26 protein-coding genes and 1 CRISPR repeat array are annotated in these 24,725 nt (G+C 37.8%); of the genes, 10 read left to right on the top strand and 16 right to left on the bottom strand.

Translation table 11 applies throughout. The annotated features are described in order from the left end of the window. Positions 1–9 precede the first annotated feature (9 nt). Entirely contained in the window at positions 10–489 is a 480-nt protein-coding gene (locus GPK88_RS00610) for a cyanase (protein ID WP_148447030.1), read from the top strand. Positions 490–534: 45 nt separating this feature from the next. On the opposite strand, the gene GPK88_RS00605 is transcribed toward GPK88_RS00610, so the two are convergent. From GPK88_RS00605 to GPK88_RS00530, 16 genes are all read right to left on the bottom strand, one after another. Continuing rightward, a complete protein-coding gene (locus tag GPK88_RS00605; protein ID WP_173761581.1) occupies positions 535–2,343 on the bottom strand; it encodes a Na/Pi cotransporter family protein in 1,809 nt (602 codons plus the stop codon). A gap of 420 nt (positions 2,344–2,763) precedes the next feature. Beyond that, complete coding sequence (locus tag GPK88_RS00600) at positions 2,764–3,384, bottom strand: hypothetical protein (protein ID WP_195566313.1); 621 nt, start codon at positions 3,382–3,384, stop codon at positions 2,764–2,766. 145 nt (positions 3,385–3,529) lie between these two features. Next, complete coding sequence (locus GPK88_RS00595) at positions 3,530–4,555, bottom strand: LCP family protein (protein WP_195566315.1); 1,026 nt, start codon at positions 4,553–4,555, stop codon at positions 3,530–3,532. Positions 4,556–4,575: 20 nt separating this feature from the next. Beyond that, positions 4,576–5,571 carry a hypothetical protein gene (locus tag GPK88_RS00590; RefSeq protein ID WP_207743744.1) on the bottom strand — a complete coding sequence of 332 codons (996 nt, stop codon included), beginning with the start codon at positions 5,569–5,571 and terminating at the stop codon, positions 4,576–4,578. A gap of 17 nt (positions 5,572–5,588) precedes the next feature. Then, positions 5,589–6,293 (bottom strand): CpsD/CapB family tyrosine-protein kinase, encoded by a 705-nt coding sequence (locus GPK88_RS00585; protein ID WP_195566318.1) that lies wholly within the window; start codon positions 6,291–6,293, stop codon positions 5,589–5,591. 21 nt (positions 6,294–6,314) lie between these two features. Continuing rightward, a complete protein-coding gene (locus GPK88_RS00580; protein ID WP_195566319.1) occupies positions 6,315–7,088 on the bottom strand; it encodes a YveK family protein in 774 nt (257 codons plus the stop codon). 111 nt (positions 7,089–7,199) lie between these two features. Then, a complete protein-coding gene (locus tag GPK88_RS00575) occupies positions 7,200–7,580 on the bottom strand; it encodes a hypothetical protein (RefSeq protein ID WP_243278947.1) in 381 nt (126 codons plus the stop codon). Positions 7,581–7,616: 36 nt separating this feature from the next. Continuing rightward, positions 7,617–10,580, bottom strand: a complete 2,964-nt coding sequence (locus GPK88_RS00570; RefSeq protein WP_195566321.1) for a fucose pyrophosphorylase domain-containing protein — start codon at positions 10,578–10,580, stop codon at positions 7,617–7,619. A gap of 64 nt (positions 10,581–10,644) precedes the next feature. Further along, the gene (gene dprA, locus GPK88_RS00565) at positions 10,645–11,307 is read right to left on the bottom strand and encodes a DNA-processing protein DprA (protein WP_244094391.1); all 663 of its coding nucleotides are present in this window, start codon (positions 11,305–11,307) and stop codon (positions 10,645–10,647) included. 122 nt (positions 11,308–11,429) lie between these two features. After that, positions 11,430–12,971: a YifB family Mg chelatase-like AAA ATPase gene (locus tag GPK88_RS00560; RefSeq protein ID WP_148447049.1), complete on the bottom strand. Its 1,542-nt coding sequence runs from the start codon at positions 12,969–12,971 to the stop codon at positions 11,430–11,432. Beyond that, a complete protein-coding gene (locus GPK88_RS00555; protein WP_148447051.1) occupies positions 12,956–13,513 on the bottom strand; it encodes a transposase in 558 nt (185 codons plus the stop codon). Before GPK88_RS00555 ends, GPK88_RS00560 begins: the two co-directional genes overlap by 16 nt. 131 nt (positions 13,514–13,644) lie before the next feature. Next, positions 13,645–13,944 (bottom strand): type II toxin-antitoxin system RelB family anti-toxin, encoded by a 300-nt coding sequence (gene relB, locus GPK88_RS00550; protein WP_195566324.1) that lies wholly within the window; start codon positions 13,942–13,944, stop codon positions 13,645–13,647. A 176-nt stretch (positions 13,945–14,120) separates the two neighbouring features. After that, complete coding sequence (locus GPK88_RS00545; protein ID WP_215707451.1) at positions 14,121–14,924, bottom strand: toll/interleukin-1 receptor domain-containing protein; 804 nt, start codon at positions 14,922–14,924, stop codon at positions 14,121–14,123. A 75-nt stretch (positions 14,925–14,999) separates the two neighbouring features. After that, positions 15,000–15,524, bottom strand: coding sequence for a hypothetical protein (locus GPK88_RS00540; RefSeq protein WP_148447055.1), 525 nt, complete (start codon positions 15,522–15,524; stop codon positions 15,000–15,002). A 21-nt stretch (positions 15,525–15,545) separates the two neighbouring features. Then, the gene (locus GPK88_RS00535) at positions 15,546–16,079 is read right to left on the bottom strand and encodes a hypothetical protein (RefSeq protein WP_215707450.1); all 534 of its coding nucleotides are present in this window, start codon (positions 16,077–16,079) and stop codon (positions 15,546–15,548) included. Further along, positions 16,054–16,470 (bottom strand): hypothetical protein, encoded by a 417-nt coding sequence (locus tag GPK88_RS00530; protein ID WP_215707449.1) that lies wholly within the window; start codon positions 16,468–16,470, stop codon positions 16,054–16,056. The genes GPK88_RS00535 and GPK88_RS00530 overlap by 26 nt, the downstream gene beginning before the upstream one ends. Positions 16,471–17,458: 988 nt before the next feature. Between GPK88_RS00530 and tnpA (GPK88_RS00525) the strand changes: the two genes are divergently transcribed. From tnpA (GPK88_RS00525) to tnpA (GPK88_RS00485), 9 genes are all read left to right on the top strand, one after another. Next, complete coding sequence (gene tnpA / locus GPK88_RS00525; protein ID WP_195566328.1) at positions 17,459–17,845, top strand: IS66 family insertion sequence element accessory protein TnpA; 387 nt, start codon at positions 17,459–17,461, stop codon at positions 17,843–17,845. Next, entirely contained in the window at positions 17,835–18,194 is a 360-nt protein-coding gene (tnpB, locus tag GPK88_RS00520) for an IS66 family insertion sequence element accessory protein TnpB (protein ID WP_148446808.1), read from the top strand. The genes tnpA (GPK88_RS00525) and tnpB overlap by 11 nt, the downstream gene beginning before the upstream one ends. A gap of 394 nt (positions 18,195–18,588) precedes the next feature. Continuing rightward, positions 18,589–19,224 carry an IS66 family transposase gene (locus GPK88_RS00515; RefSeq protein ID WP_243279046.1) on the top strand — a complete coding sequence of 212 codons (636 nt, stop codon included), beginning with the start codon at positions 18,589–18,591 and terminating at the stop codon, positions 19,222–19,224. A 344-nt stretch (positions 19,225–19,568) separates the two neighbouring features. Beyond that, positions 19,569–20,196: a CRISPR direct-repeat array (repeat unit 30 nt; unit sequence GTATTAATAGAACTATACTGGAATGTAAAT). 216 nt (positions 20,197–20,412) lie between these two features. Continuing rightward, positions 20,413–21,036, top strand: coding sequence for a RelA/SpoT domain-containing protein (locus GPK88_RS00510; protein WP_173763009.1), 624 nt, complete (start codon positions 20,413–20,415; stop codon positions 21,034–21,036). Next, positions 21,008–21,238 (top strand): DUF6718 family protein, encoded by a 231-nt coding sequence (locus GPK88_RS00505; protein ID WP_173763010.1) that lies wholly within the window; start codon positions 21,008–21,010, stop codon positions 21,236–21,238. Before GPK88_RS00510 ends, GPK88_RS00505 begins: the two co-directional genes overlap by 29 nt. A gap of 425 nt (positions 21,239–21,663) precedes the next feature. Continuing rightward, complete coding sequence (locus GPK88_RS00500) at positions 21,664–22,389, top strand: hypothetical protein (protein ID WP_173763011.1); 726 nt, start codon at positions 21,664–21,666, stop codon at positions 22,387–22,389. Beyond that, positions 22,379–23,074 carry a hypothetical protein gene (locus tag GPK88_RS00495; RefSeq protein ID WP_173763012.1) on the top strand — a complete coding sequence of 232 codons (696 nt, stop codon included), beginning with the start codon at positions 22,379–22,381 and terminating at the stop codon, positions 23,072–23,074. The genes GPK88_RS00500 and GPK88_RS00495 overlap by 11 nt, the downstream gene beginning before the upstream one ends. Continuing rightward, on the top strand, positions 23,049–23,570 hold the full coding sequence (locus GPK88_RS00490; RefSeq protein WP_215707448.1) for a hypothetical protein: 522 nt from the start codon (positions 23,049–23,051) through the stop codon (positions 23,568–23,570). The genes GPK88_RS00495 and GPK88_RS00490 overlap by 26 nt, the downstream gene beginning before the upstream one ends. 715 nt (positions 23,571–24,285) lie before the next feature. Continuing rightward, on the top strand, positions 24,286–24,672 hold the full coding sequence (tnpA, locus tag GPK88_RS00485) for an IS66 family insertion sequence element accessory protein TnpA (RefSeq protein ID WP_148446810.1): 387 nt from the start codon (positions 24,286–24,288) through the stop codon (positions 24,670–24,672). Positions 24,673–24,725: the final 53 nt, after the last annotated feature.

The following is a 24,725-nucleotide window of genomic DNA, read 5'->3' as shown; positions in this document are numbered from 1 at the left end:
GAATCTATTATGACACCAATGAATAACGCTGATTATCTTACCCGACTGGAACATGCTGACGAACTGGAATCTTTAAAAGCAGCAAAAAGAGCTTCCGGGCTGACTTACGAACAATTAGCTGAACTCATAGGAGTCAATAAAGTATGGCTCGCTTCTGTGTTTGAAGGACAGCAGTATGTTCCGGAAGAATACACACTGAAACTTGCAGAAGCGCTTAAAATCAGTCCATCCGCTACTGCATTTCTCAACAGCCATCCTTATAAGGGAAATACTGATCCGATTCTTTACCGACTTCATGAAGTTATTGATACTTACGGTCCTGCCATCAAAGACATTATTCACGAACAGGGTGGAAACGCCATCATGAGCGCTATAGATTTCGGACTGGATGTAGATGTGACCGAAGATGCAGAGGGAAATCACCGTGTTATCATTAAATTCGATGGTAAACTTCTTCCTTATGCTAAAAAGGGTAAATATCCGTGGTAGAAAAAAAGCAGCGGAGATTATTTTTTACTCCGCTGCCTGAATTTTTTATTCTACCTCTTCCGGCTCCATACTAAGCATATGACCTTCCTGGTTTACAATATCATATTTCTGTCCGTATTCCTTAAAATACTGATAATACTCCACACTGTTTGTAGGATAGATCTTGGAATCATGGATATGAAGATCTGAACCGGTCTCTCCACTCTTCATCAGCGCAACCATGGCACTTGCACAGTGAGTTGCAATACGGCAGAAACTGTTCAGGATATCACTGAATACTGTTCCTTCCTCCAGTCCGCATTTGCCCTGGCTCAGACGTTCTGCATGGCGCATCTTCAGCACATCACAGAGTCCTGTGATCACAGCTCCCAGAGGTGCTACTCTCTGTGCCATTTCCTTATCATCTTTCATAAAAGCATTGCAGGTTATATTGATATCCTCACGAACTGCTTCCATAACAACATTCAGTTCATCCCAGGCTTCCTGAGAAAAATTCGTGTGATTATCATGCATCTCACTGGACATATGTGCAATATAAGAAGCATGATCACCAATACGCTCAAAGTCATTGATCGTATGCAGATACAGTGAAGTCTGTCTTGTCTGTGCGGAATTCATCTCTCTCTTGGTTAGCTGAATCAGATATTCTCCAAGACGGCTTTCATACTTGTCGATCAGATCCTCTTTTCGCTGAACCTTATCATATTTATCCTGCTGATAATCATTCAGAAGGTTCATGGCTCTGTTGACGTTTTTACGAAGTTTCTTGGACATTCCGTTCATTACACGGTGACACTGTGCAATAGCAAGAGCCGGATAATTCAAAAGACGCTCCTCCAGAAGATCAAAGTCTGCCTCATCTTCCAAATCTTCCTTGTTATCCTTCACAAGCCAGCATACCAGCTTCTCGATCTTTGGAATAAACGGGAACAGCACAATAACTGTCGCCAGACGGAAGACTGTGTTCAGAAGGGCGATCGCTACCGGTGTCATCGTCATATCCATAAATGTAAAATGTACAAATGCATTTACTGTATAGAAGATCACTGACCAGAGGATCAAACCAAAAAGGTCATTGATCAGATACACAAGAGCAGTTCTCTTACCATTCTTATTGGCTCCAATCGCAGAAATAAGGACCGGACATGCAGCACCGACACCAATACCAAGAACGATCGGAAACGCACTCGCAAATGTCAAGATTCCGGTTACAGACAGCGCCTGAAGTACACCGACTGTTGCAGATGCACTCTGCAGTACTGCGGTAAATGCAATACCAACAAGGATACCTGCGATCGGATTGGAAAACATGGTCAGCATCTTAATGAATACCGGACTTTCACGAAGAGGAGATACCGCTCCACTCATCATCTGCATACCTGTCATCAGAATCGCAAAACCAAGCATGATATTTCCTACATTCTTATGTAAGGTTCGCTTACAGAACATACGGAAAATAATACCAATAACTGCCACAACAGCTGAAATTGTTGCTGTGGAAAGAATACTTGCAATACCATTGGATCCTTCAATATAAGAAAGACATAAGATCCAGCCTGTAATACTGGTTCCGATATTTGCTCCCATGATGATACCTATCGCCTGTTTCAGTTTCATCATACCGGAGTTTACAAAACCGATTACCATAACAGTCGTCGCAGAAGACGACTGGATCACACTGGTAACACCAGTACCAAGTGCGACACCCTTCAGTGGAGTATTGGTCATCTTATAGAGAAACGCTTCCAGCTTATTACCGGCTGCCAGCTTCAGACCATCGCCCATTAAGGACATTCCAAATAAAAATAATGATACTCCACATAACAAAGATAAGATCATTGAAAAAATTGCCATAATTTTCTCCTTTGTCATACTCGCTTCCTGTCAGCATCTGTCAGGAGCCGTGTTATCCCGAAAATGTAATTTTACATTTCCTTAATCCGGATTTTTCTTATTTTTAACATTTTCCCATTTATTATGCCACATCAATTCCCAGATTACAACAAAAGATTTACACCCAAAATAAAAAATTTTAAAGACTGGCCTTGTGTTTCCAAAAGTCAGTCCTTAATATGAGTATTTTTGAGCAGTTTTGCACAAAAATTTCTCTGCTTTTTGTTTTATAATCTTCTTCAAGTGCATTAACTTCCTTAAGTGTGCTAGAAACTTTCATATCATTTTTCCTTGTATATAAAACAAAAAACGGCTTCATGATATCCCGTTCTGATATCATAAAGCTGTTTTTTTGTACTGAAATTATTCAGTTAAAACAAATTATTTTGTAGTGTTTTCCTCTTTCGCATCTGCGATAATAGCAAAATAGCAGAGATCTTCCAGAGCAACTTTAATTGTCTTATTTTTCTTGTCAACACTGATTGGTTCAGCAATGCTCCATTCATTCTTTTCTTTATTGTAACATAACAGCTGAATATTCTCCATCTCATCTGTGATGCTTGGAACAGAAAGATCTACCTCATACTTATCTTCATCCTCTGCACTTTTTACAGCTTTATCAAAGTCAAGTACTTTAAACTGAACAAACCCTGTAACAAACTCTTTTTTCTCAAGTTTTTCAATTACATCTTCAAGTTTAGCCTTACGGGTTTCATCTTTTTCTTCTGTAGCAAGAGTTTTCAGGAAATCAATAAATTCCTTCATATCCATCTTGCCTTCTCCAACTTTCTGTAATACTTCCGCAATTTCCGGGTATTCTTCTTTGAGCTCTTTAAACCCGTCAGTCTCCTCAATCTTCTGAAGGACTTCATAGATCTTGGACTGCTCCTGACTTACTGTAATGTTCTTGGTACGACTTCCATCTGCGCTAACGCAAAATGCACATCCTACACTGAGGACAACAGCTAACGCAAGTGCCATGAATTTCTTTGCCATTTTCATAATGCACCTCTCCTTTTGAGTAAAAAATTATTTAGATAACAGTACTTTCGTACCATCCATCTCTTATGTAACATAACTGTATATAATAAGGCAAACATCTCATTTACCCCATATGTATACATAGTAAAACAAATAGATCATAATATCAATCCATTTTTTCATAAAACATGGAAATAATCATTTCTGACAGCTTATTTTCATCAATCTGATACTCATCAAAATTTTCACCTTCTGTTCCCTTACCTGGAACTGTCTGTGTATCTGCAATTCCATTTCTGGATGCAACGAGAAGTTTTGCAAAAATATCATTTCCCATATTGGTAACTGTGTAATCACGGATACTGTCATACAGATCTGTTACAAAACCGGCATCTTCCGAAGCCTGCTCCTGTACCTTTTTCAAAAGAGCCTGAAGATATGTTTTCTGACGCTCCTGACGCACAAGTGCACTTTGGCTTTTTTCTGTATCACGATATCGCACAAACTGCTCGGCGTTTTCACCGGTCAGCGTTACAGATGCCCCCTCCTTAAAATCAGGATTTACTTCTTCCAGACTGTTATCCGGTACTGTAATTTCCACACCACCAACAAAATCTGTAATTGTCGAAATTCCGTCCATGTTCATGGAACAATACCCCTGAATAGGAAGCCCATTTAACATATTGGATACGGCTGTTTTCATCAGCTCACAACTTTTCTGTTTTCCATCCCCGTACGCATACTGAATATTAATATGATCCGTTGTCATGCCAAAACTCTTTCCAGACGGATTAAGTACTTCTATTTTTGTCATGGAATCACGGGGAATAAATAAAACTTTCAACTGTTCTGTAGCTCTGTCCATGGAAACCAGAAAAATAGCATCTGCCTGTCCTGCATCTGCTTGAGACTCATAACTGTCTACATTATCTCTGGTATCTATTCCCATAAACAGATAATTACTGAGATGATCGTTATATTTATATGTATTTCCCTGATACTGGACCGTATTTTCATCCGTTACTGCCTGACCTTCGGCGCCTTCTTCTGAAATACCGTTTCCTGTTTCTGAAGCATTCTGATTCCAGAAATAGTATCCGCCTCCCAGGATCGTAACTAATATAATCAGAATAACCAGTATTATTAAATTGCGCTTTCGTTGATGTACCTTATTTTTTTCTGAATTTTTCATTTCTGTTCCTTTAGGCAAATTTAATTTTTACTGATATATCCCAGTTCTTCCAGTTTCTGCAGAATTGCCTCCGCCATTGTCTGCTGTGCTTCTTTGGTCGAAGCCGGCTGAGATGTTACAGATGCAAGGCTGATATAATGTTCTCCCCACTTCTGACTGAGCACCTCGTCCAGAGCCTCTGATGTTACTGTACCATCCATTGGCCTAGTTCCAACCACAATAAATTCATCTTTATTCTGGAATGTATTTAAGATATTCTCCTGCTGCTCAGTAAGTTCCTGCGGATCATGATTCCAGCCCCCATAATATCCCATAAAAATAACCGGAATACAATCCATATCATTTCTTGTGGTCTGTTCTTCTGTCAGATCACGAATTCCTGTCTCTGTCACATTCAACTGTGCACCGTTAGCTGCCTGCTGATGTTTCGTAATATAGCTCTGGAGAACTGAATCACTTACCCCTGCCATTTTCATCATGGAGAGAGTTCCCCCTCCCTGCAGCGTTTTATTGATCACAGTAAGATTACTGTATCCATTTTCTGCCAAAAGTTTCTGAAGTACTGCCATATAGGAATATGTATCTGAATCAGTGCCATTAATCAGATCATCTCCCCAGCATACTACACCTGAAACTGTTCTTTCTGCATCTGCAGTTGAATCTGTACTGTCAGTATTATCTTCTGTCTCATCCGCCGCGGAAATATTTTCTTTTTCAGAACTTTCCGTACTGTCCGCTTCATCAGCACTATCTGTCGAATCGTCCGGTTCTGAAGCTACAGATGAATCTGTCTCTGACCCATCTTCCTTTTCTAGCTCTGCAGCATGTTCTTTTACAGATTCATAATCTTCGATCCCTTTTTGTTGATCACTTGCAAGTTTTTCCAGTCTCTGTGCTTCTTCTCTTTCAGATTTCTTGCTAGTAACAAAAATTGCTCCCAGAACTCCAATTAACACAATGCAGATAAATGCCAACAATATGTTTATCCATTTGCTGTTTCTTCTATTTCCGTTCACTTTTTCCCAGCTTTCTATTATTTATTTTCTTCATCTGCTTTCCGATAATATTCTCCATAATGTTTATAATAAGAAGAATAATATTTATCTGATTTACTGTCAATTTTATTCATAACAGCTCCAAGTATCTGGCATCCACTTCTCTCTAACTGTGACATAGCTTTCTGTGCATCCTTGTACCGTACGCTTCCCGGCTCAATCAGGAAAATTGCTCCATCACAGCATCTTCCAATTACTGCTGCATCAATAACAGTTCCAATCGGCGGTGTATCAATCAGTATGTAACTGTAATATTCCCTGACTTTTTTCAGAAATACCTGAAATACATTTTCGCTAAGCAGGCCTGACGGATTCGGAGCCGTAGGACCTCCAAATATAATATCCATATTCGGGAAATTGGTCTCATAAATAATGTCATTGACATTAGCCTGACCGCTCAAAAACTCGGAAAGGCCTTTTACTTCTTCCTCAACACCAAGACGTCCTACATATGCTGTTTTTCGGATATCCGCATCCAGAAGAAGCACCTTTTTTCCAATACTGCCAAGCTCCTGTGCCAGGCTGAGAATTACATCACTTTTTCCTTCATTCGGATAACAACTTGTAACCAGAATTGTTTTGATACTCTGACCAGACAGCTGAATATTGGTTCTCAGAGTTTTAATAGCTTCATTATAATAATAATTTGATTTACGTTTATCTGTTAATGTGATTTTTTTCATTGATCAGATTCCTCCATTGATTCAGCGACGATTTCTTTTATTGCTCTTCTTATTTGCAAAATCTTTTCTGTCCGGAACCTTTGCAAGAACAGAAATTCCCAGATATTTTTCAATATCCTCTTCTGTCTTGATGGTATCATCCATCACTGCAAGAATTACAACAATCGCTGCACATGCTACGAGTCCAAGCAGGAAGCCAAGCTCTGTATTCTTCTTTACACTTGGTGAAGTTCTGACTGTAGCAATCTTACCAACCTCAATAATTTTAGGCGGAACAACTTCCATCTTATCTCCAATATAAGAAGAGGAAACATTGGCAACTTCATCCACAATCTCTTTTGCAAGGGCTGAATCTGCATTATTCACTGTAATTTCCAGAATACGTGTATCCGTCGGATTATTGATTGTGATCGAATTTCTCAGCTGATCTGCTGTCATATCCAGTTTAAGATTCTCGATGACCTGTTCCAGAACCGGCGTGCTTTTAATCAGTACCGTATAATCACTGGTCAGGCTGGCACCCAACTGCAGATCCGTCAGTGATGTAAGAGTAGTCTCTTTCGAAAGTACCAGCATACTGGATGTTGAGCTATAGATCGGAGTCATCATAAACTGTGTATAGGCACCTGCACCACATCCACCAATCAGAGCAACCATCAGAATCAGCAAGATTTTTTTCTTCAAAGCATAAAAAATTTCTCTTAAATCAATCTCCACTTCGTCATCATTAATGTCAGGCGCAGATACTGCAGATATCGTGCTGTTCTCTAATTTACTGTCTAAATTGTTCACCATTGCTATTTCCTTTTCTTTCTTTAATAATGTAGTCTTATGTTACCAGTATTTCCATTTCCTGTAACATCTTTTAATAAGCCGAATATATTCTACCGTAGGATAGTACAAAAGTCAATTGCATCGTTCTGATTTTTCCGGCATTTCGATTAGACCAAAGCGATAAAATATACCATAAAGATACGATACTCCCCGAATATCCCCAAGCGCTTTGGGCCTGACAACTACAGGTCTGCCCTCCGTTTTTTCAAATGCTTTCAATACCGAACTCCATGCAAGACTCTTACTGTTCTTTCGTCTATCGATCCATAATTCTTTTGTCAGATTACCATTTTTTCCTTTTTTTAGCTGATAAGTAAACGGAAGACCTGATATCGTTCTGAATTCATATCCTTGAAACGCAAGAATACATTCCCACAAATGTTCCGGATCCGGCTGTTCCTGAAGTTTTTCAACTACATATTTCCTTTGTTGTTCCAGATCTGTATACTGCATATTTAATCCTCAAATTTTATAAAAAGGCACTTGTTCTCACATAATTTCACAGTTCCAGACATCTACAGGATTATCCTGAAATACATCTTTCAGTCGTTTATGTACATCTGTTTTCTGAACACCTTTTTTCAAAATCACCTGGAGGAAGCCACCGCCACCGGCACCACATACCATTTTTGCATCAATCAAATCTTCTATGGAGAGGAATATCTGATCAATTAAAGTATTTGTGCTGCCTGCGTCTACCTTACGGCTAAGTTCCCAATGATAATTCAACAGAGAGGCAAATTCATCAATCTTACCTCGCTCCAGTTCAAATCGCATCAGTGCTGCAACTTTCTGAATTTCATTCAGTGCATATAGGCTGTCCGGTTCATTTCCAACATAACGCCCAACAACATCACGAAGCAGATTACGGGCAAGTCGTCTCTGTCCTGTATAAATCAAACAGAATCGTTCATTAAGCTCTTTTTTTGTTTCCGGCTGAAGTTCAATATGTTCTACTTTAAGCTGCTGATCCAACCCCGGCTTACTGGTAATATATTTAATCCCGTTGGTTACTCCACCAACCTGATCCTGCCATCCTCCACCGGTAGACATGATTTGTTCCATAACCAGAACGTGTGCATAAAGTTCTTCTTCCTTATAGGTAATCCCCATAAACTCAAATACAGCTTTTACACAGGCTGCTGAAAGAATGGAGGAGGTTCCAAGCCCACTTCCCTTCGGTACATTGGTTACTTCCGAATGCATTTCAAATCCACCGCCCAGACGCGTAAGAATTTCATCCAGCCTTCCACCTTCTGCCGGAATAATTCCGCAGGCAAGAAGGCATGCCTTCTGCAGCGCAAATGGATCATATGGATCTCCCGTTCTCTGAAGTTCTTCAATAGAATCAAATTCTCCATGTACATCCATATCACGGCTGTCAAATATAATTTTCTTTTCCGGAATTTTTATCAGAGTTACTTCCACCGGCAGTTCACCATTCAGACTGATCGCGGCATTTAATACTGTTCCACCCATCTCACAGCAGATTGGCGGGGTATCACTCCAGCCTCCACCCCAGTTCACACGAAGTGGAAGTTTTACTGTATGTTTTTCACTTACAATCTTGCAGGTATCATTATATTCCAGATTGTGAAGCGTAGCCTCCAAAATCTGTCCGGAAATTGTTTTAAAGCTTTCCGCAATATACTTATCACCCTGTCTGTTTCCAAGTGCTGTTCCAATATAATAATTCAAACGAACTGCCTCGGAAAAATCAGCTCTGCCCAGTCTTTTTTTCAGCCAGTTCTCCTGAAGCTTAGTCAGGGGAGCCAGGGCTTCTGTTTCTTTGGCCGGTTTTCCATAACGGATGTCTTTGGCAATCTCATCCATTCTTACAAGTTCACCCATTCTTTTGTTCCATGCAATGATTGCAGAAGCGTCTGCATCATTAAATCCAGAACAGAGTGACTTTCTCTGTGTATTCTTCCAGGAACTTATATTTCCATCACCGTGTAAGAGACTAAATAAATTAAGTGCAGCTTCTACTGCTTCTCTAATACTATCACATTCTGGATAAATTTTTGCAAACCACAGAAGATGTTCATCCTGATCCCATACCTCTTCTCCATGAATTCCTACCTTTTCCAATGCTTCTTCCAAATTCATCCCAAACAGCCTGTTCTCTTTAGGATTATCCTCAACTCCGTAAATACGGCAGACAAATTTTCCGTTTTTCTGTTTCAGTCCATGGAGCACTACATTATCAGGAATCTGCTCATCATGGATATCAATATATGAAAGAACTACATTTTTTCCCACAACAGCTTTACTGTGTACAAAAGAAACTTCCAGATAACAGTTTTCACCAATAGAAGCCTTTCCTGACAGTACACTGTTATAACCTGCAGTATTTCCACTGATACTGCTGTTTACTTTCTCACTCCAGCTAAGAGCCTTATAATCATCCACTCCACCACTCATCAGAGCAAGAATCTCTCTTGTTGTACCGAAATGTATAAATTTGGCCGGAGCAAGTCGTAGAAGTTTCATTCTGTAAGGTCTTAATATTTTCCACACTTCTGTTCTTGCTTCATGAAGTTCTGCACAGAATTCTCCTTCTGGTTTTTCATCATAAAACTGTTCCAATGTGGAATCCTCGGCAAGCGGATAAAGAAAATCGCCATATAAAGAAAGCCGGACTGTATCATTTACATATTTGTGATAGTCTTCCGTTGTAGAAATCAACGAATAAAGAGAGGCCAACATATCTGTTGAAAAAATCACTGCTCCTGTATCAATATCTACACAATCATTCGAATTGACCGCTCTCATTTCCCGAAGTGTTTCTACCGTCTGTTTGTGAAGGAATTTTTTTACGTTTCCATCTTCACTGTTAAGAAAAACACCGTGGTTTTTACCGGTTTCGACATTTTCTTTAAAAGAAATGGCTGCTGCTCCCTTTCCTGGAAAATCAATCTGAAGCGGATTAAACAACAGTAAAACATCCCCGGAAAGAAGTAACATTCCCTCACGAATTCTGGATGGAACTGAAGACATTGCAATAAGGAACTCATCAAACAGTGTGGAAGATTTTCCATTTGGTAATTTATGTGGTACCGGACTAAAAAGTTTGCCCAATGCAGAATAAGTGGGGACTCTCTTGCTGTCACCACCCGAATGAATAACAAGAATACGCAATCCTGCAAATGATCCCGTTCCTTTCAATTTCTCTTCTCTTTGATAAATATAGCGAAGGACAGAAAGCGTTGCTCCACCAGATCCCACCCTGACATTTCCTTCATCCGGAATTACTGCAAAATGTGTTTCCGTCGGTAAAAAATCTTTTCTGGATTCAATCTGACTACGATAACCGGCTGCCTGATTTTCGTTAGAAGCAGTCAAAATAATGTAATCCCATTTGGGAAAATTCTCCGATGAAAGCGAACGGTTATAATCTTCCCAAGTATCCTGGTAAGACTGTGACAAAAATAATGATGTAAGGTTATTCATTCGTATTTCTCCTTTGGTAATTGCTCATCTGAAAACATATATTATGGATTCTACCACATTTTATTCATGTTGTGAAGTCTCGGGCAACTTCTGACTGGACAATTATTTTCACTTTTCTGCCATAATTTTCGGAATATTTTGCAGTTATCAGTGAACCACTTCCTTTTCCGGGAGAAATTACAACAAGTTCATCCGACCAGGCACTTATCAGACGGTTTCGACGTGGAAAATTATATTTTGCAGGCAGTGTCCCTGGCGGATACTCAGAAATCAAAAGTCCTTTTTCTTCAATTCTTTTCATTAACAGCCTATGTTCTTCCGGATAACAGATATCCAGCCCATTCCCCAGAACAGCAACAGTATATCCCCCAAGTTTCAGGCAGGCGGTCTGAACATAACTGTCTATCCCTTTAGCCATACCACTTATTATTGCATTCTGCTTCTCTGTATAATATTCTGCTATTTTCACAGCTTTCCGTTTATCCTGCTGGCTACATCTTCTCGCTCCTACGATCCCCACTGTTTTTTCCATCTTTTTGATAGTTCCTTTATAATAAATAACGGTTGGTGCATCTTTAATCATTTTTGCTCGGTCAGGATATAATGGATTCTCTATTGTCAGAACAGATATATTGTATTTTCTGCATTTTTGAAGAATCTGCTCTGCCTTATTCAAAGATTTGTTTTCTATCAGACTTTTTTTCTGCCTTAAAGATAATCCCCTCATTTCTTCTATTTCAGCCGGTTCCACATTATATACCGTTTTTGCATTTCCAAACTGTTTCAGTAAATACCGTGCTTTCACGGGGCCTATATAAGGAAGAAGAGTCAGCCATATATCAAAAAGCATTATTTTACCACCACCATTTTACTGTTGCTCTTATCCAGATCTCTGCAATCCAACACTTTCCGGATATCCTGCAAACGTATTTTCTCTTCTTTATCAATATCTGCACTGGTTCGTGCCAGGCGTAACAGTTTATGTATCACTCTTGCACTATAACCGTATTCTTCACTGGTTTTTCTTAACAATTTCAAAGATTCCTGGTCTAATTCGCAGTATTTTTGAATCAATGCTGTTGTCATCTGTGCGTTGCAGTTAACTCCTGCCTGATCCGAATATCTTTCCTGCTGTATTTTTCTGGCTATTTCAACTTTTTTTCTTAATAATTCGGAAGAATATCCCGTCGTTTCACCTGTTATTTCAAAAAAATTCACTGGATGAACTTCCTTCTGAATATCAATTCTGTCCATAATGGGGCCGGAAATTTTTCCCCTGTATTTCAATACTTCATAGTCTGTACATCTGCATTTTGTTCCAGGATAATATCCGCAAGGGCATGGATTCATTGCTGTGACAAACATAAAATTAGATGGAAATGTATGGGTACCATTCACTCTAGAAATACATACTTTTTTGTCCTCAACCGGCTGACGCAGGGCATCCAGCGTACGTCTTGAAAACTCCGCCAGTTCATCAAGAAATAGAACTCCATTATGCGCCAATGAAACTTCGCCAGGCATTGCATTTACCCCTCCACCAATCAAAGCGTTCAAAGATGCATTATGATGTGGTGCCCGAAACGGACGGAACTTTATTAATGCATGTCCATTAGGCAGCATTCCCGATATACTATAAATTTTGGTTACTTCCAGACACTCTTCTTCTGTCATTTCAGGAAGAATCGTTGGAATTCTCTGTGCAATCATCGTCTTACCACATCCTGGTTCCCCAATCATCAACATATTATGACCGCCAGCAGCTGCCAGTACAACCGCTTCAATAAGATCTTCCTGTCCCTTTACTTCTGAAAAATCCAATGTATATCCGAGAATTCCCGAATCTGTATTGTCTTTTGAGCATTCTGTTCTTTTTGATATTTTTCCTTCCAAATATGCGATTACATCCCTCAGACAGGAAAATCCCAAAATTTCCACACCCTGTACAAGCATTGCTTCTCTTAAATTCTGTTCTGGTACTATGATTTTATGAATTCCTTTTTTCTGCCCTGCTATGATCATCGGAAGAATTCCTCTGCACGCTCGCAGCTGCCCATTTAATGATAATTCTCCTATAAACCCATAATCCTCTATATTTTTCGCACCAATATCTCCATTTTGCTGTAATACGCCTATTGCCATTGCTAGATCAAAATGTGACCCGCTTTTCTTTTTATCACTGGGAGCAAGACTTATAATTACACGTTTTTTGGGAAAAACATAACCGCTTTCATCTATAGCTGCCTGTATTCTCTCTGCAGCTTCTTTTACTGCCTGATCTCCAAGACCGATAATTGAAATCATTGGCTGTCCATCAAGCATCTTGGTTTCAATATCCACCGGATATCCATCAATCCCCTGTATTGCAAAGCTCTTTACCACGGTAGCCATAATTCATCCTCACCTATACTCTTTCTGATTTCCTGCTCCTGCACAATATATTTGTGGCTGAAATCCTCTACAAATTCTCTGTAACGATACATGTTATTTCCCGGAAAGTATGCCAGTGTCTCTCTGCATTGTGTTATTTTATCATCGCCCAAACCAATCATAGTTACATAACTGCTCCACGGATATTCTTCAGGATGTTCTACTATTCTGGCTTTTACCGGATTCAAATGAATATACCGGCTGGTTTGCAGAAAATATGTATCATCTTTTACCAGACAAGACTTGTAACGGCCCTCAAATAAATGTCCGCTGTATAAATATTTATGATTGTAGTATATTGCATAACATCCGGATAAATATTTCATAAATTTCCATACTTCCTGCTCTCCTGTTTCAAGCAGCAAATGAATATGGTTTGTCATAAGACAATATGCATGAATTTTACATCCGTAATGTTCCAGAGCCCTCTTTAACAGTTCCAGAAAGACCTGATAATCTATTATTTCTTCAAAAATACTTTTTCTGCGTATTCCGCGATGCATTAAATGATAGGTAGCACCCGGAAACCAGCTTCTTAATTTTCTAGCTATATCATCATCCCTTTTATGATACTATCATTAATGATAGTTATTTAATAATGTTTAAATTAACAGTGTTCTATCTCTATCCTATTTTACTCGTCACATATTTCTATTACCACACGTTTTCCTAAAGCATTGGCATATTTTTCAAGCACCAGCAATGTTGGAATTCTTGTTCCACCCTCAAATCTCGCAAGATTCGAGGGGCATATTCCTGTAATATCCGCAATTTCCTGCTGTGTCATATGCTGACGATGCCTCTCCTCTACCAGCTTCTGAATGACCTGTTCTGAATTCTGCAGGACCTTTTTCTGAATTTCCTCTGTATATATCATCAGCCTTTTTTCCCGTCTTTCTTTTTCTGTCATGTATTCTTCTACATTTTTCTGCATTTTTATATTATACTTTCTTTCTCTTTCGAATTTTTATTTTACGATTATATCATCAATGATATGTTTTTGCAACCATTTTATCAAATTTTAATCAAAGTTCGACATCCTCCGCGTTAAACAAATGAACTGGCTTTGTTGCAGTTAACAGAACATTTAAACACCTCTCTTGTCTTTTATTACATTTGCTTAATAATTCCTGCAATCTCTTCCGCTATTTCTATTACTGATCGATGTTCTCTTCGAAGATGCTTAATATCCCTTAAAAATAATGGGAGTTTTTTAATTTCTATTTCATCATCCATTACAATAAACATACGTATATTTTCTTCTATCATTCTGCCTATATACACTTTCATTTCCATTTTGCACCAATTTGATTTCAAGAAATTATCTGTCACCCAGAAAATCACCATATCTGATTCTTCAATTCCTTTTTGCACCTGTTCCGTAATTGATGTACCAACCGGAATACTGTATTTGTCAAACCAGACTGGCAAATCCTGTCCATTCAAATATGGAATTATCATTTCCACATCCTTTTTATCCATTGATGAATGACTGATAAAAATCTGTTTTTCCTTTCCAAACGGTCGCATATAATATCCGCACTCTTCCAGTACTTCAATTTCCGAAAAAATAAACATAGATTCAAACTGTAAATCAACTTCTTTTTCACTCAAAAATGTACAGGAATTAAATCTTCTATCTCCCATTGACTTCATAAGCATGGAAAAAGTAAGATCATTTCTGGAAATTAACCCTGCATTTTCAAATAATTCCATCATCTTTTCTACATGATTTTCTCTTGGGATATCATATATCATAGCAATATAAAATTCAAAATTATATGGATTATTATTTACAAAAATTGCCATCATCTCCAAAGAAGAGGTATCCTGTTCTTTCAATAATTCTTTAAATAGTGGTTTTAAATGTGATCTTTTTCCGTACTCACCCTGCCAGATATAGCCTTTTTCCATGTATTATTCCTGCTTTCTGATATATTCTGAAGCGGATTGCTCATATCCGCTTCATTTTCTCTCACTTTTTATAATTTATCTTTTTTTATGGTAATTATTCTTATTTCCCCAACCAGTTATCGCATTAGCACATAATTGTGTCAGTGGTTCTCCAATCGCTGCTTTATAATTAAATCCTAACAGCTGCATTGATTTTAGTGTATCTACACTAATTAATTCTTTTATTTGCTCATATCCTTGAACCTGTATCTCTATTTTTTCTCTTTCACTTTCCGGTTTTCCAAGCGTTCCTGCTAGCTGAATCGCTTTTATTATTTCCAGAACTCTTGAAACTGTATTATGTAAATGTTCGATATCTTTATCACTGATTTCAATTCTATCCAATTCAGCTTTATATACCTGAGCGATTCGAACCGCTTCTTCTCTTTCCTGAAGAACTTCATTGATCAGTTCATCATACATAATTCTTAATTTTTCAGAATCCTTTATCTCTTTAGCAGCTCTGATTTTTTTATTTACTGCAGATGCGGTCCCTTTTATTACTAACTCCGCCAATGAAGCTCCCATTTCAACAAACGGATTCATATACCCCTCTTCCATAGTTTTTTCTCCTTTTATAACTTATGCACATTCCAAGTAATAAAGAAAATCTTCTCTTAATTCTTTCTTTAAGCCATAATAATCTTCTTTATCCAAATGTAAAATTCTCATAATGTCATAATCTTCTTCCCGTGCATTCATCAAATTAAGAATTTCATATTTTATAGATCCTAATCTTTCAGCATAGTCCCACAGTGCAACATAATTTGCAAAATCACCTGTTTTTCCCGGAAAGATTGCCCCTATTTCTTCTTTTTCCTCTCCAAATCTCTGATTTAATGAAAGCCGGCTTTCTATACGAATCCTGTTATTTCTTATTTTTCTTAAATCCAGAAATAATTTTTTTACATTCGTGCGTACATATTCCCAATATTCTGCATCACCAATATCATATTGATATTTTTCTCTTCCTTCCAAATATACAATCCATCCTTCTCCTATACACATATCTTCATCAAGGTTTCCGCCCCACAGTAAATACAAATCATATAAAAATCTGTCAACCTGATTTTCTTCGTAACGAGAAATTTTATTTCGCATTTTTTCTCCTTCCATTTGTCAATCGCGGACTTTCTGCTACTTCCTGTAAAATTCCTACCCATGACTGTATTTTCTCATTCCACTCAACATTATAGGTTGCCGGGATTTTATAACCTTTATTCTTTAAGCTTTCCACATAAGATTTAAATTTTCTTCTTCCATTTTTAGGATATCTGAAATCGCTATTTATATCTGGATGTACTGCTAATATTTTCATATCATCTGTCGCATAGAGTTTTATTTTCCATGCATCTGCCATTTTCTCTGACATACTTTTTCTCAATTCTGCACCCATCGCTATATTCCCATTTTCCAATGCTATAATTTTCATAGTATCAGAACTTTTTAAAGCTGATGTCCATTCTTTCATTTCTGATAAATTAATATTTACTTCACTTCCTCGCATGGTAATACCTCCTCTTTAGTTTTTATGATTATAGTATCTTTATATTATTTTTTCTATTCGCAGATTGACAAATATTACAAATAAATTTTCATTTATTATACCTATGGAAATATATTGTGAAAATATTTTAATGTTAAAGGTTAAGCTCTTTTTTATCTATGCTTGATTTCCTGGTAGATTGGATCAGAACTTATTTTTGATAAAACACATACACTTATTTAAGTAGACATTTACAATTTGACTTTGTTACTTGCTTATAATCAAATAATTACTTTGTAGTTTATCAGAAAGAGCTTATACTTCTCTTAATACAAATACCATCGAATCATTGAATTCCACCTACTGGAAACTGAATCGCCAGAGAAGCGTATTTCCAAGCGATACCGTCTTTTTTAAGTACACGGTAAATAGCTAGTACCGTGTTTTTTACCTAAAACCATGAGATAATCCCTTTATAAAACTAAAAGTTTTTTTAAAGAGAAATTTTATGGATAAGGTCACACGTCAGGTCCGTATTCAACATTGAACCCAGATCATGAATGAATGTTTGAACAGAGGTATGAATAAGACCGAGTGGTACAGACAATAGGAGCTCAGACAAACAATTCTTTTACTGGCAAAGAAGCCTCAGAAAAGAAGCTTTTGCTGCTTCGACATCAAAGGAACTTTCGGTCATTACAGATCCGGCAGATGAAAACAGACCGCAAAAGATCTCATTCGCGGAGATCAGTCTCCCTATAAAGCAGGAGCCTGTCAGAAATGGATTCCAGCCAAATATCACCATCCGAAAAGGATCGGTTTCTGTAGAGATATCCAATTCCGTTTCAGCACAGCTCCTGTCATGGATTGAGGAGATCTTCCATGCTGAATGATACATCCGGGTTCCGCAGGATCTACGTATACGGTAAATAGTTAGTACCGTGCTTTTGGCCTAAAACCATGAGATAATCCCTTTGTAAAACTAAAAGTTTTTTAAAGGAGAAATCTTATGGATAAGATCACACATCAGGTCCGCATTGAACATTGGACCCAGATCATGAATGAATGTTTGAACAGCGGTATGAATAAGACTGAATGGTGCCGGGCTAATGGGATCTCAGACAAACAATTCTTTTACTGGCAAAGGATCCTCAGAAAAGAAGCTTTTGCTGCTTCGACATCAAAGGATCTTTCGCTTATCACAGACCCGGCAGATGAAACCAGACCGCAAAAGATCTCGTTTGCAGAGATCAGCCTTCCAATAAAACAGGAGTCTGTCAGAAATGGATTCCATCCGGATATCATCATCCGAAAAGGACCGGTCTCTGTAGAGATATCCAATTCCGTTTCAGCAGAACTCCTGTCACGTATCGGAGAGATCTTTCATGCTGAATGATGCTTCCGGGTTCCGCAGGATCTATCTCGCTACCGGCTACACAGATCTGAGACGTGGTATGGAGGGGCTTGCATCCATTATCAAGTTCAATTTTCAGCTGGATCCGTATCAGAAAGATATTCTGTTCCTGTTCTGCGGAAGGCGGACTGACCGTATCAAAGGGCTGGTCTGGGAAGGCGATGGTTTCCTACTCTTATACAAAAGACTGGAACTGGGCGCATTTAACTGGCCCCGCACGAAAGAAGAAGCACTGGAGATCACACCGGAGCAGTACCAGTATCTCATGCAGGGACTTGAAGTTGTTGCACGCCATCCGATCCAGGAAGTCAGACCGGGGAAAGTCTTATAAAGTCCTGTGCAAAACAGAGAAAATAAAAAAATATCTTCCGGTCATTATAAGCTCAGAAAAAAGTTATCCACTTTTCATGATCCGCTGTCTTCATTTATTAAGGAGTACTTTCAGGCCATTTACGGGGCTTGTGGATAAGTACTCTGAAAAGCCCGAAAAACTATTAGTTTTTTGAGTTTTTCAGAGTGTTCATCCATTGGTAAAAATGACGGATGCTCTATCTGCCGGATTCGCTTTTTCTTTATCTTTGCGTTACAATAAAGACATCAGATAAAGGAGAAGGGCATCCATGGCAAAAGTATATACAAAAGAAGAACTGAATAGTTTCAGCAGGGAAACACTCATGGCAGTCATCCTGTCCATGTAGGATCAGATCAGCCAGCTGAATACAAACATGGAGCGCCTTATCGAGCAGATCGCTGACGCAAACAACAAGCGTTACGGCCGTTCTTCCGAAAAACTGGAGACGATCTCCGGACAGATGGAACTGGAACTTATCTTTAACGAGGCTGAAGCACTTACGGAAACACTGTATGTGGTCGAGCCTGCTGAGGAAGATGTGATACAGCCGCGCCATCGTAAGAGTAAGGGAAAACGCGAGGCAGATCTGAAGGATCTTCCGGTTGAAGTGATCAGCCATACCCTGTCAGAAGAAAAACTCCGGGATGTCTTTGGCACAGATGGATGGAAGCAGCTTCCGGATGAGATTTATAAAAGAGTCCGTGTACAGCCTGCTGTCTATACCGTTGAGGAACATCACGTGGCAGTCTATGCCGGCAGGGACAACCAGACGATCATAAAAGCAGACCGCTCAAAAGATCTGCTGCGTAACAGCCTGCTCACTCCATCACTTGCAGCAAGCATCATGAATGCCAAGTACGTAAACGGCCTTCCTCTTTATAGGATCAGCCAGGAATTCCTGCGGAATGACATCCATATCTCCAGACAGGTCATGGCAAACTGGATGATCCAGTGTGCAGACAGGTATCTGTGGACCACAGTGGGGTCAGGTACTCGAAAGCTGGGATAAAAGTTCTGTGAAAAGAGTATAAACTGGCATCTGTTTGGACCACAGTGGGGTCAGGTACTCGAAAGCTGGGATAAAAGTTCTGTAAAAAGAGTATAAACTGGCATCTACTTGGATGCCAGTAAAAAAATAGTAAAGCACTTTAAAACGTTAATTTCGGAAAGAAAATTGTCGACCTGAGATAAGGAAAAAAGAGCGGTAGGTCGACAAAGCCTTTATTTTAAGGAAAAACAGGTGATTTAATGGATCATAATAGAAGATTATGGACCCCGAAAAAATAAGAAATGACAAGGTCGACAGAAAGTGGTAGAATAATGCTTATCAGAAAGGAATTTGCGGAAGACGGGGTATTAATAGAACTATACTGGAATGTAAATTGAGGATAAGGCTTATTTGCAGGAGTGTTTGATAAAGGGTATTAATAGAACTATACTGGAATGTAAATAAAAGTAAAAAGAAAAAAAGTACAACTCCGGCATCAGTATTAATAGAACTATACTGGAATGTAAATAGGTGGAGAAAACAGAGGATGTGTTAGCAAGTATTATGTATTAATAGAACTATACTGGAATGTAAATTCATGATTTCTGACTGTTCATAATCATCAATATCAGGTATTAATAGAACTATACTGGAATGTAAATATAAAATAGGAATAGCCAGAGGGAACATTGGTGCTTAGTATTAATAGAACTATACTGGAATGTAAATGCCAATCACGCTGTTTAACGATTCTTCCGGTAGTCTGTATTAATAGAACCATACTGGAATGTAAATAAATCAAAATGATTATCTTCAATTGTCTTTTTCAGAGTATTAATAGAACCATACTGGAATGTAAATGAAATAAGGTTGTACACCAATTCCGTAATGTCAGCGTATTAATAGAACCATACTGGAATGTAAATGCAGTGACAGTTGTAGCTGCTGAGATCATTCTTTTGAGTATTAATAGAACCATATTGGAATGCAAATTCGAACAAAAATGAAAGTAACTGTTGTTATTACTTGGATTTCGGTATAGAGAATGGGACGGGCTAGAGGTTAGATAAGATGAATGTAAAGGAATACTTTTACATTCATTTTTATCGCATCCAAATCCCTATTAATAGAGGAATGATTAATGCCTTGATAATTTAAAATATCTGTGGTAGCATAGTTAAAGAATCCTGATAAGCAGGAGGTGTGCTTATGAATGAGCAGTTGCTGAAAATGAATGGTTTATCGATGGAAATTCTGGATGCGTTGTCATTTGAGTCACATATGGGAATTCCATTGAAGAAGAATTTGCATTATTTTGATAAGGATATATTAATTGCTGAATTGATTGAGCTGACTGAGTGGTTGGATGAACTGGAAATCCTTTCAGATATTGCGCTAGATTATAGGATAAAGAGTTTGGATTCCATACTTTTGAAGTATGACCGTTACTATCCAGATCATCAGACGCGGAAAGTATTTAATGATATACTGGGGTTTCGGGCTTTTTGTGATAGTTACGATCAAATATTAGAAGGAGGCTCTTCGCAATTCAGAGTCGCAGATATGACAGAAGGAAAAGCAGTGGATGATGGATACAGAGGTGTTCATGTGTATTATCAGAAAAGTGGAAGACATTATCCTATAGAAATCCAGTTTAATACGCTATTTGACAGACAGCTGAATAACTGGTTACATGATTACCTATATAAGAAGAATTATCCGATAGAAACAGGAAGAGTAATGCGTGAAAAGTATGAAAGTGGATTGATTCGAAATGAGCAAGAATTTAAGGAGGTGCTGAATAATGTGTTATCTGGTAGCGAAAGATCGTGATACACATGGTTGTTTTGCTTTAAAAACAACTCATGGGAAACATCTGGTAGAATTAAAAAGGGAACTGAATCGAGCAGTCGGTTACAAGGGAGTACAGCTTGTAACAATTAGTAGGCCAACAGCGTATGGAGAGTATGCACCTTATCATTTTGTGGATACAGAGCAGGAGTTTCAAAATCTTGTAAAAGGACTTCGTCCATAGGACTAATGTACAGAACAGCAAGTAGCCAGGAATTGAAAGGTTCTTCGGATGAAATGTAGTGAAACGGTTATGCTGAATGCAGTATAAACTGATATCATTGCACAATTGATTAAATTATATGAATTCATATCGGAAATATTATTGGGGAGATTATATAAGAAATATTGTAAGGTGAATAAGTACCAATTATTGAACATTAATTTGAGGCCTAGGCTAATGTGTCGGCTGTGTTTGTAGAAGTAGGGAAGTACATATGTAGGGATAAAATGGAATGTGGTTGAAAAGATTATGACTATGAATAATATCTAAATTTAAAAGTATTAATATCTGATCAATACTTTTATCATTAGAAAATTGTTTTTTTATTTAAAAAAGCTAAATATATCTAATATAACACTACAAGAATGAGAGAGGAGCAGTATCGCATGGGCGCAATTTTGACAATTCAACTTTCAGCATTTAGTAATAAGAAAGTACTCCCAAATGCGGAGAATATAGCTGTATTAATGCCTAAATTAAAGGAATTATCAGGAATAGAATTTCTTCCTAATGTTGTAAATTCTCAAAAAATAGATATTAAAACAGGTACAATCGAAAATGTTTCTGACTTATCGTTTTCAACTATGGATAATTCAGGCCAAGTTATTTGTACTGAAAATAGAATTGACTGTGTTTTTAATTTTGATATTGATCATCAGGAAGGGATAGAAGATAAGTTTAATATAGCTTCGGAAATTATTCAGTTTATTATGAAGAAGGCAAAGGTTTTTGCTAATAGACTAGCGTTAAATGTTACTTGTTTAAGCAATATATGTAATGGCAATAGTGTGTTTGAAAAACAGGTTATGTACGTTGGGCCATTCTATAAGAATAAAACAATTAAGGAATGGTCATCCAGAACGAATGCACGAGGTATGATGAGCATTAATGGTATTGAAGAAAGTCTAAATATTATTACAGAATACACATATGCAACTGAGCAAACGACAAAAGAAACAAGGATTATATGCCATACGGATATTAATACAATACCTGAAAATAAGGACTTTAGATTTGAATCTGATTCAATAGCGATATTTAAAAAACAAGCTAGGAGTATTTTCTTAGAAATACAAGATGATCTTGAAGGATTGATACAAGATGAAAAATAAGGCTTTATATTTAAGATTATTTTTAGGCTTATTAAATGAAGGAACAAAAGATACTGAGGAAAGTATTTCTTCATCTGTAAAAATATTACCCGTATCTTTTGATAGCTCAGAATCAAATGAAAAGACATCTGTTTTTGCAGAAACGAGAACATCGACAGAAATTATAAATAACAGCGGATTTTCAGAATTAAATAGAATGCTTGCAAGACGTAATATTATAGATGAAGAAGCAGAAAAAGATAGAGTTATTGAGAAACTTGTATATGAATTGGAGGAAGAATTAAATTTATTTGATGAAGAAAATGAAGAATATTCATCTGCAGAAAGAAAAATTATAGAAATTGAGCATGATTATAAAATGAGAATTTTAGGAGAAGTGATTCAACATATCTATGTTAGAAATTTTGATAATCCTTTATATTTGATTGGAATATGTAGATCCCTTTTAAGATACGATTTGGAGGAAGTGAAACCTTGGGGAGTGGCGATGTTGGCTGGCCTTTTAAATCATTCTGATGAACGTGTCAAAGAATATACCATTCAGTTGATTGATAACTGGAGTGATGTTGAGTTATTGCCACTTTTGAAAACTTTACAAGTTACAACTGGTTGGTTGAAAGATTATATAAAGGATGTAGTAGAAAACCTGGAGAGGAAAAATGTACTATATCAGAAAATTATCTAAACCAAATACTGTAAATAAATTAAAATATATGCCTAATATTGGAAATACCCCAGCTGATCTACTAAAGCAGGAATGGACAACAAAAGGAAATACTCTTTCGTTCTGGAAATGTGAGTCTTTAGACAATATAGTAGATACTATAAAAGCAATTCTTTTATCTACTACAGGGATTGAAAAATCTAGATTTATTATATTGGACGATGATATGCTTGATAAATATAGCATAGAAAGAGATTTCAGTAAAAAAGGTAAAACGGGGTATTTGGGATTTGAAGAGTTACATGTGGATTTTTGCAATCTTACATATGAAAAAATAGGTGGAATTATTATGTTGACTAAAGAATCTCTTAGCATGGAAAAAAGAGTTGTGGATTTATCAAGAGATACTGTTAAGGAATATATTAAAGAAGTATGTGATGCAAAATTAATAAATATTGAAGAAATAAATGAAGACTTATTGAAAGATATAAAAAAATATAAATTACTGATTGCTTAGGTATTTCAGAGCTCCTTCAAAACGAATTTATAGGGGTTAAGTGCCAGATAACTCTGAAAATTCTGAAAATTAAGATTTTCCCCCATTGTCTTTAGGCCTGTTAATGTAGAATAAAGCACTGGGCAATGCCATTAAGCCAGATGTTCGATAAAGTGTTCGGTATGATAAAAAGCAACATGTATGCAATAAAATTACAAGAAAAAGTGAGAGAATTGTCAGTTTTGGACACGACAAACAGACAGATTAGAGTCATCTGTCTGAGGGGGCTGCTTGGGGTCAGGTAGCAATGGAGCTCCGTGGAGCTCCGGGTCAGGTACCGTTAACAAAGTGTGAACAAAAGTTCAAATGATGTCGAAAGGTGTCGAATGGGAATACCGGGTGCCAGACCGTGCGTCCAGCAAAGGGCGTGCAATCCGACAGGTGGAAATCCTGTCAAATAAGCTGCTAACCACAGCATTTGAAGCGAGTCTTGAGTGTATTACAGCAATGTAATGGGCTAAGCGTAGACAGCAAGGTTGCAGGGACAGCAATTGAGCGCCGAAATACCATAAATTGGAGTGCCGACTCTGTGGTCTGAGGGGAAGGCAACATGTGGGTTTATCGTTAAGGTGAGATTTCACACAGGTATACGGTAAATAACCAGTACCGTGCTTTTTGCCTAAAACCATGAGATAATCTCTTTGTAAAACTAAAAGTTTTTTAAAGGAGCAATCTTATGGATAAGATCACACGTCAGGTCCGTATTGAGCATTGGACCCAGATCATGAATGAATGTTTGAACAGCGGCATGAATAAGACCAAATGGTGCCGGGCTAATGGAATCTCAGACAAACAATTCTTTTACTGGCAAAGAATCTTAAGAAAAGAAGCTTTTGAAGCTTCGGCATCAAAGGAACTTTCGGTTATTACAGCCCCGGCAGATGAAACCAGACCGCAAAAGATCTCATTTGCAGAGATCAGCCTTCCAATAAAACAGGAGTCTGTCAGAAATGGATTCCAGCCAGATATCATCATCCGAAAAGGAGCGGTTTCTGTAGAGATATCCAATTCCGTTTCAGCAGAACTCCTGTCACGGATCGGAGAGATCTTTCATGCTGAATGATGCTTCCGGGTTCCGCAGGATCTACCTGGCTACCGGCTACACAGATCTGAGAC

It is taken from the genome of Blautia sp. MCC269 (genome assembly GCF_018785655.1).
In the GTDB taxonomy this organism is placed as follows: Bacteria; Bacillota; Clostridia; order Lachnospirales; family Lachnospiraceae; genus Blautia_A.
The sequence above is the reverse complement of the archived record's forward strand: the minus strand, read 5'-3'. Positions and strand labels throughout refer to the sequence as shown.

Excerpts from the sequence above, each read along its gene's own strand:
- tnpA (WP_148446810.1), top strand. The coding sequence starts at position 24,286 with ATGGATAAGATCACACGTCAGGTCCGTATTGAGCATTGGACCCAGATC.
- GPK88_RS00600 (WP_195566313.1), bottom strand. The coding sequence starts at position 3,384 with ATGAAAATGGCAAAGAAATTCATGGCACTTGCGTTAGCTGTTGTCCTC.
- GPK88_RS00555 (WP_148447051.1), bottom strand. The coding sequence starts at position 13,513 with ATGCATCGCGGAATACGCAGAAAAAGTATTTTTGAAGAAATAATAGAT.
- GPK88_RS00510 (WP_173763009.1), top strand. The coding sequence starts at position 20,413 with ATGAATGAGCAGTTGCTGAAAATGAATGGTTTATCGATGGAAATTCTG.
- GPK88_RS00530 (WP_215707449.1), bottom strand. The coding sequence starts at position 16,470 with ATGCGAGGAAGTGAAGTAAATATTAATTTATCAGAAATGAAAGAATGG.
- GPK88_RS00610 (WP_148447030.1), top strand. The coding sequence starts at position 10 with ATGACACCAATGAATAACGCTGATTATCTTACCCGACTGGAACATGCT.
- GPK88_RS00605 (WP_173761581.1), bottom strand. The coding sequence starts at position 2,343 with ATGGCAATTTTTTCAATGATCTTATCTTTGTTATGTGGAGTATCATTA.
- GPK88_RS00560 (WP_148447049.1), bottom strand. The coding sequence starts at position 12,971 with ATGGCTACCGTGGTAAAGAGCTTTGCAATACAGGGGATTGATGGATAT.
- GPK88_RS00580 (WP_195566319.1), bottom strand. The coding sequence starts at position 7,088 with ATGGTGAACAATTTAGACAGTAAATTAGAGAACAGCACGATATCTGCA.
- GPK88_RS00515 (WP_243279046.1), top strand. The coding sequence starts at position 18,589 with ATGGAGCGCCTTATCGAGCAGATCGCTGACGCAAACAACAAGCGTTAC.
- GPK88_RS00585 (WP_195566318.1), bottom strand. The coding sequence starts at position 6,293 with ATGAAAAAAATCACATTAACAGATAAACGTAAATCAAATTATTATTAT.
- GPK88_RS00535 (WP_215707450.1), bottom strand. The coding sequence starts at position 16,079 with ATGGAAGGAGAAAAAATGCGAAATAAAATTTCTCGTTACGAAGAAAAT.
- GPK88_RS00570 (WP_195566321.1), bottom strand. The coding sequence starts at position 10,580 with ATGAATAACCTTACATCATTATTTTTGTCACAGTCTTACCAGGATACT.
- tnpB (WP_148446808.1), top strand. The coding sequence starts at position 17,835 with ATGCTGAATGATGCTTCCGGGTTCCGCAGGATCTATCTCGCTACCGGC.
- GPK88_RS00490 (WP_215707448.1), top strand. The coding sequence starts at position 23,049 with ATGTACTATATCAGAAAATTATCTAAACCAAATACTGTAAATAAATTA.
- GPK88_RS00495 (WP_173763012.1), top strand. The coding sequence starts at position 22,379 with ATGAAAAATAAGGCTTTATATTTAAGATTATTTTTAGGCTTATTAAAT.
- GPK88_RS00505 (WP_173763010.1), top strand. The coding sequence starts at position 21,008 with ATGTGTTATCTGGTAGCGAAAGATCGTGATACACATGGTTGTTTTGCT.
- GPK88_RS00575 (WP_243278947.1), bottom strand. The coding sequence starts at position 7,580 with ATGCAGTATACAGATCTGGAACAACAAAGGAAATATGTAGTTGAAAAA.
- GPK88_RS00540 (WP_148447055.1), bottom strand. The coding sequence starts at position 15,524 with ATGGAAGAGGGGTATATGAATCCGTTTGTTGAAATGGGAGCTTCATTG.
- relB (WP_195566324.1), bottom strand. The coding sequence starts at position 13,944 with ATGCAGAAAAATGTAGAAGAATACATGACAGAAAAAGAAAGACGGGAA.
- GPK88_RS00500 (WP_173763011.1), top strand. The coding sequence starts at position 21,664 with ATGGGCGCAATTTTGACAATTCAACTTTCAGCATTTAGTAATAAGAAA.
- dprA (WP_244094391.1), bottom strand. The coding sequence starts at position 11,307 with ATGAGGGGATTATCTTTAAGGCAGAAAAAAAGTCTGATAGAAAACAAA.
- GPK88_RS00595 (WP_195566315.1), bottom strand. The coding sequence starts at position 4,555 with ATGAAAAATTCAGAAAAAAATAAGGTACATCAACGAAAGCGCAATTTA.
- GPK88_RS00545 (WP_215707451.1), bottom strand. The coding sequence starts at position 14,924 with ATGGAAAAAGGCTATATCTGGCAGGGTGAGTACGGAAAAAGATCACAT.
- tnpA (WP_195566328.1), top strand. The coding sequence starts at position 17,459 with ATGGATAAGATCACACATCAGGTCCGCATTGAACATTGGACCCAGATC.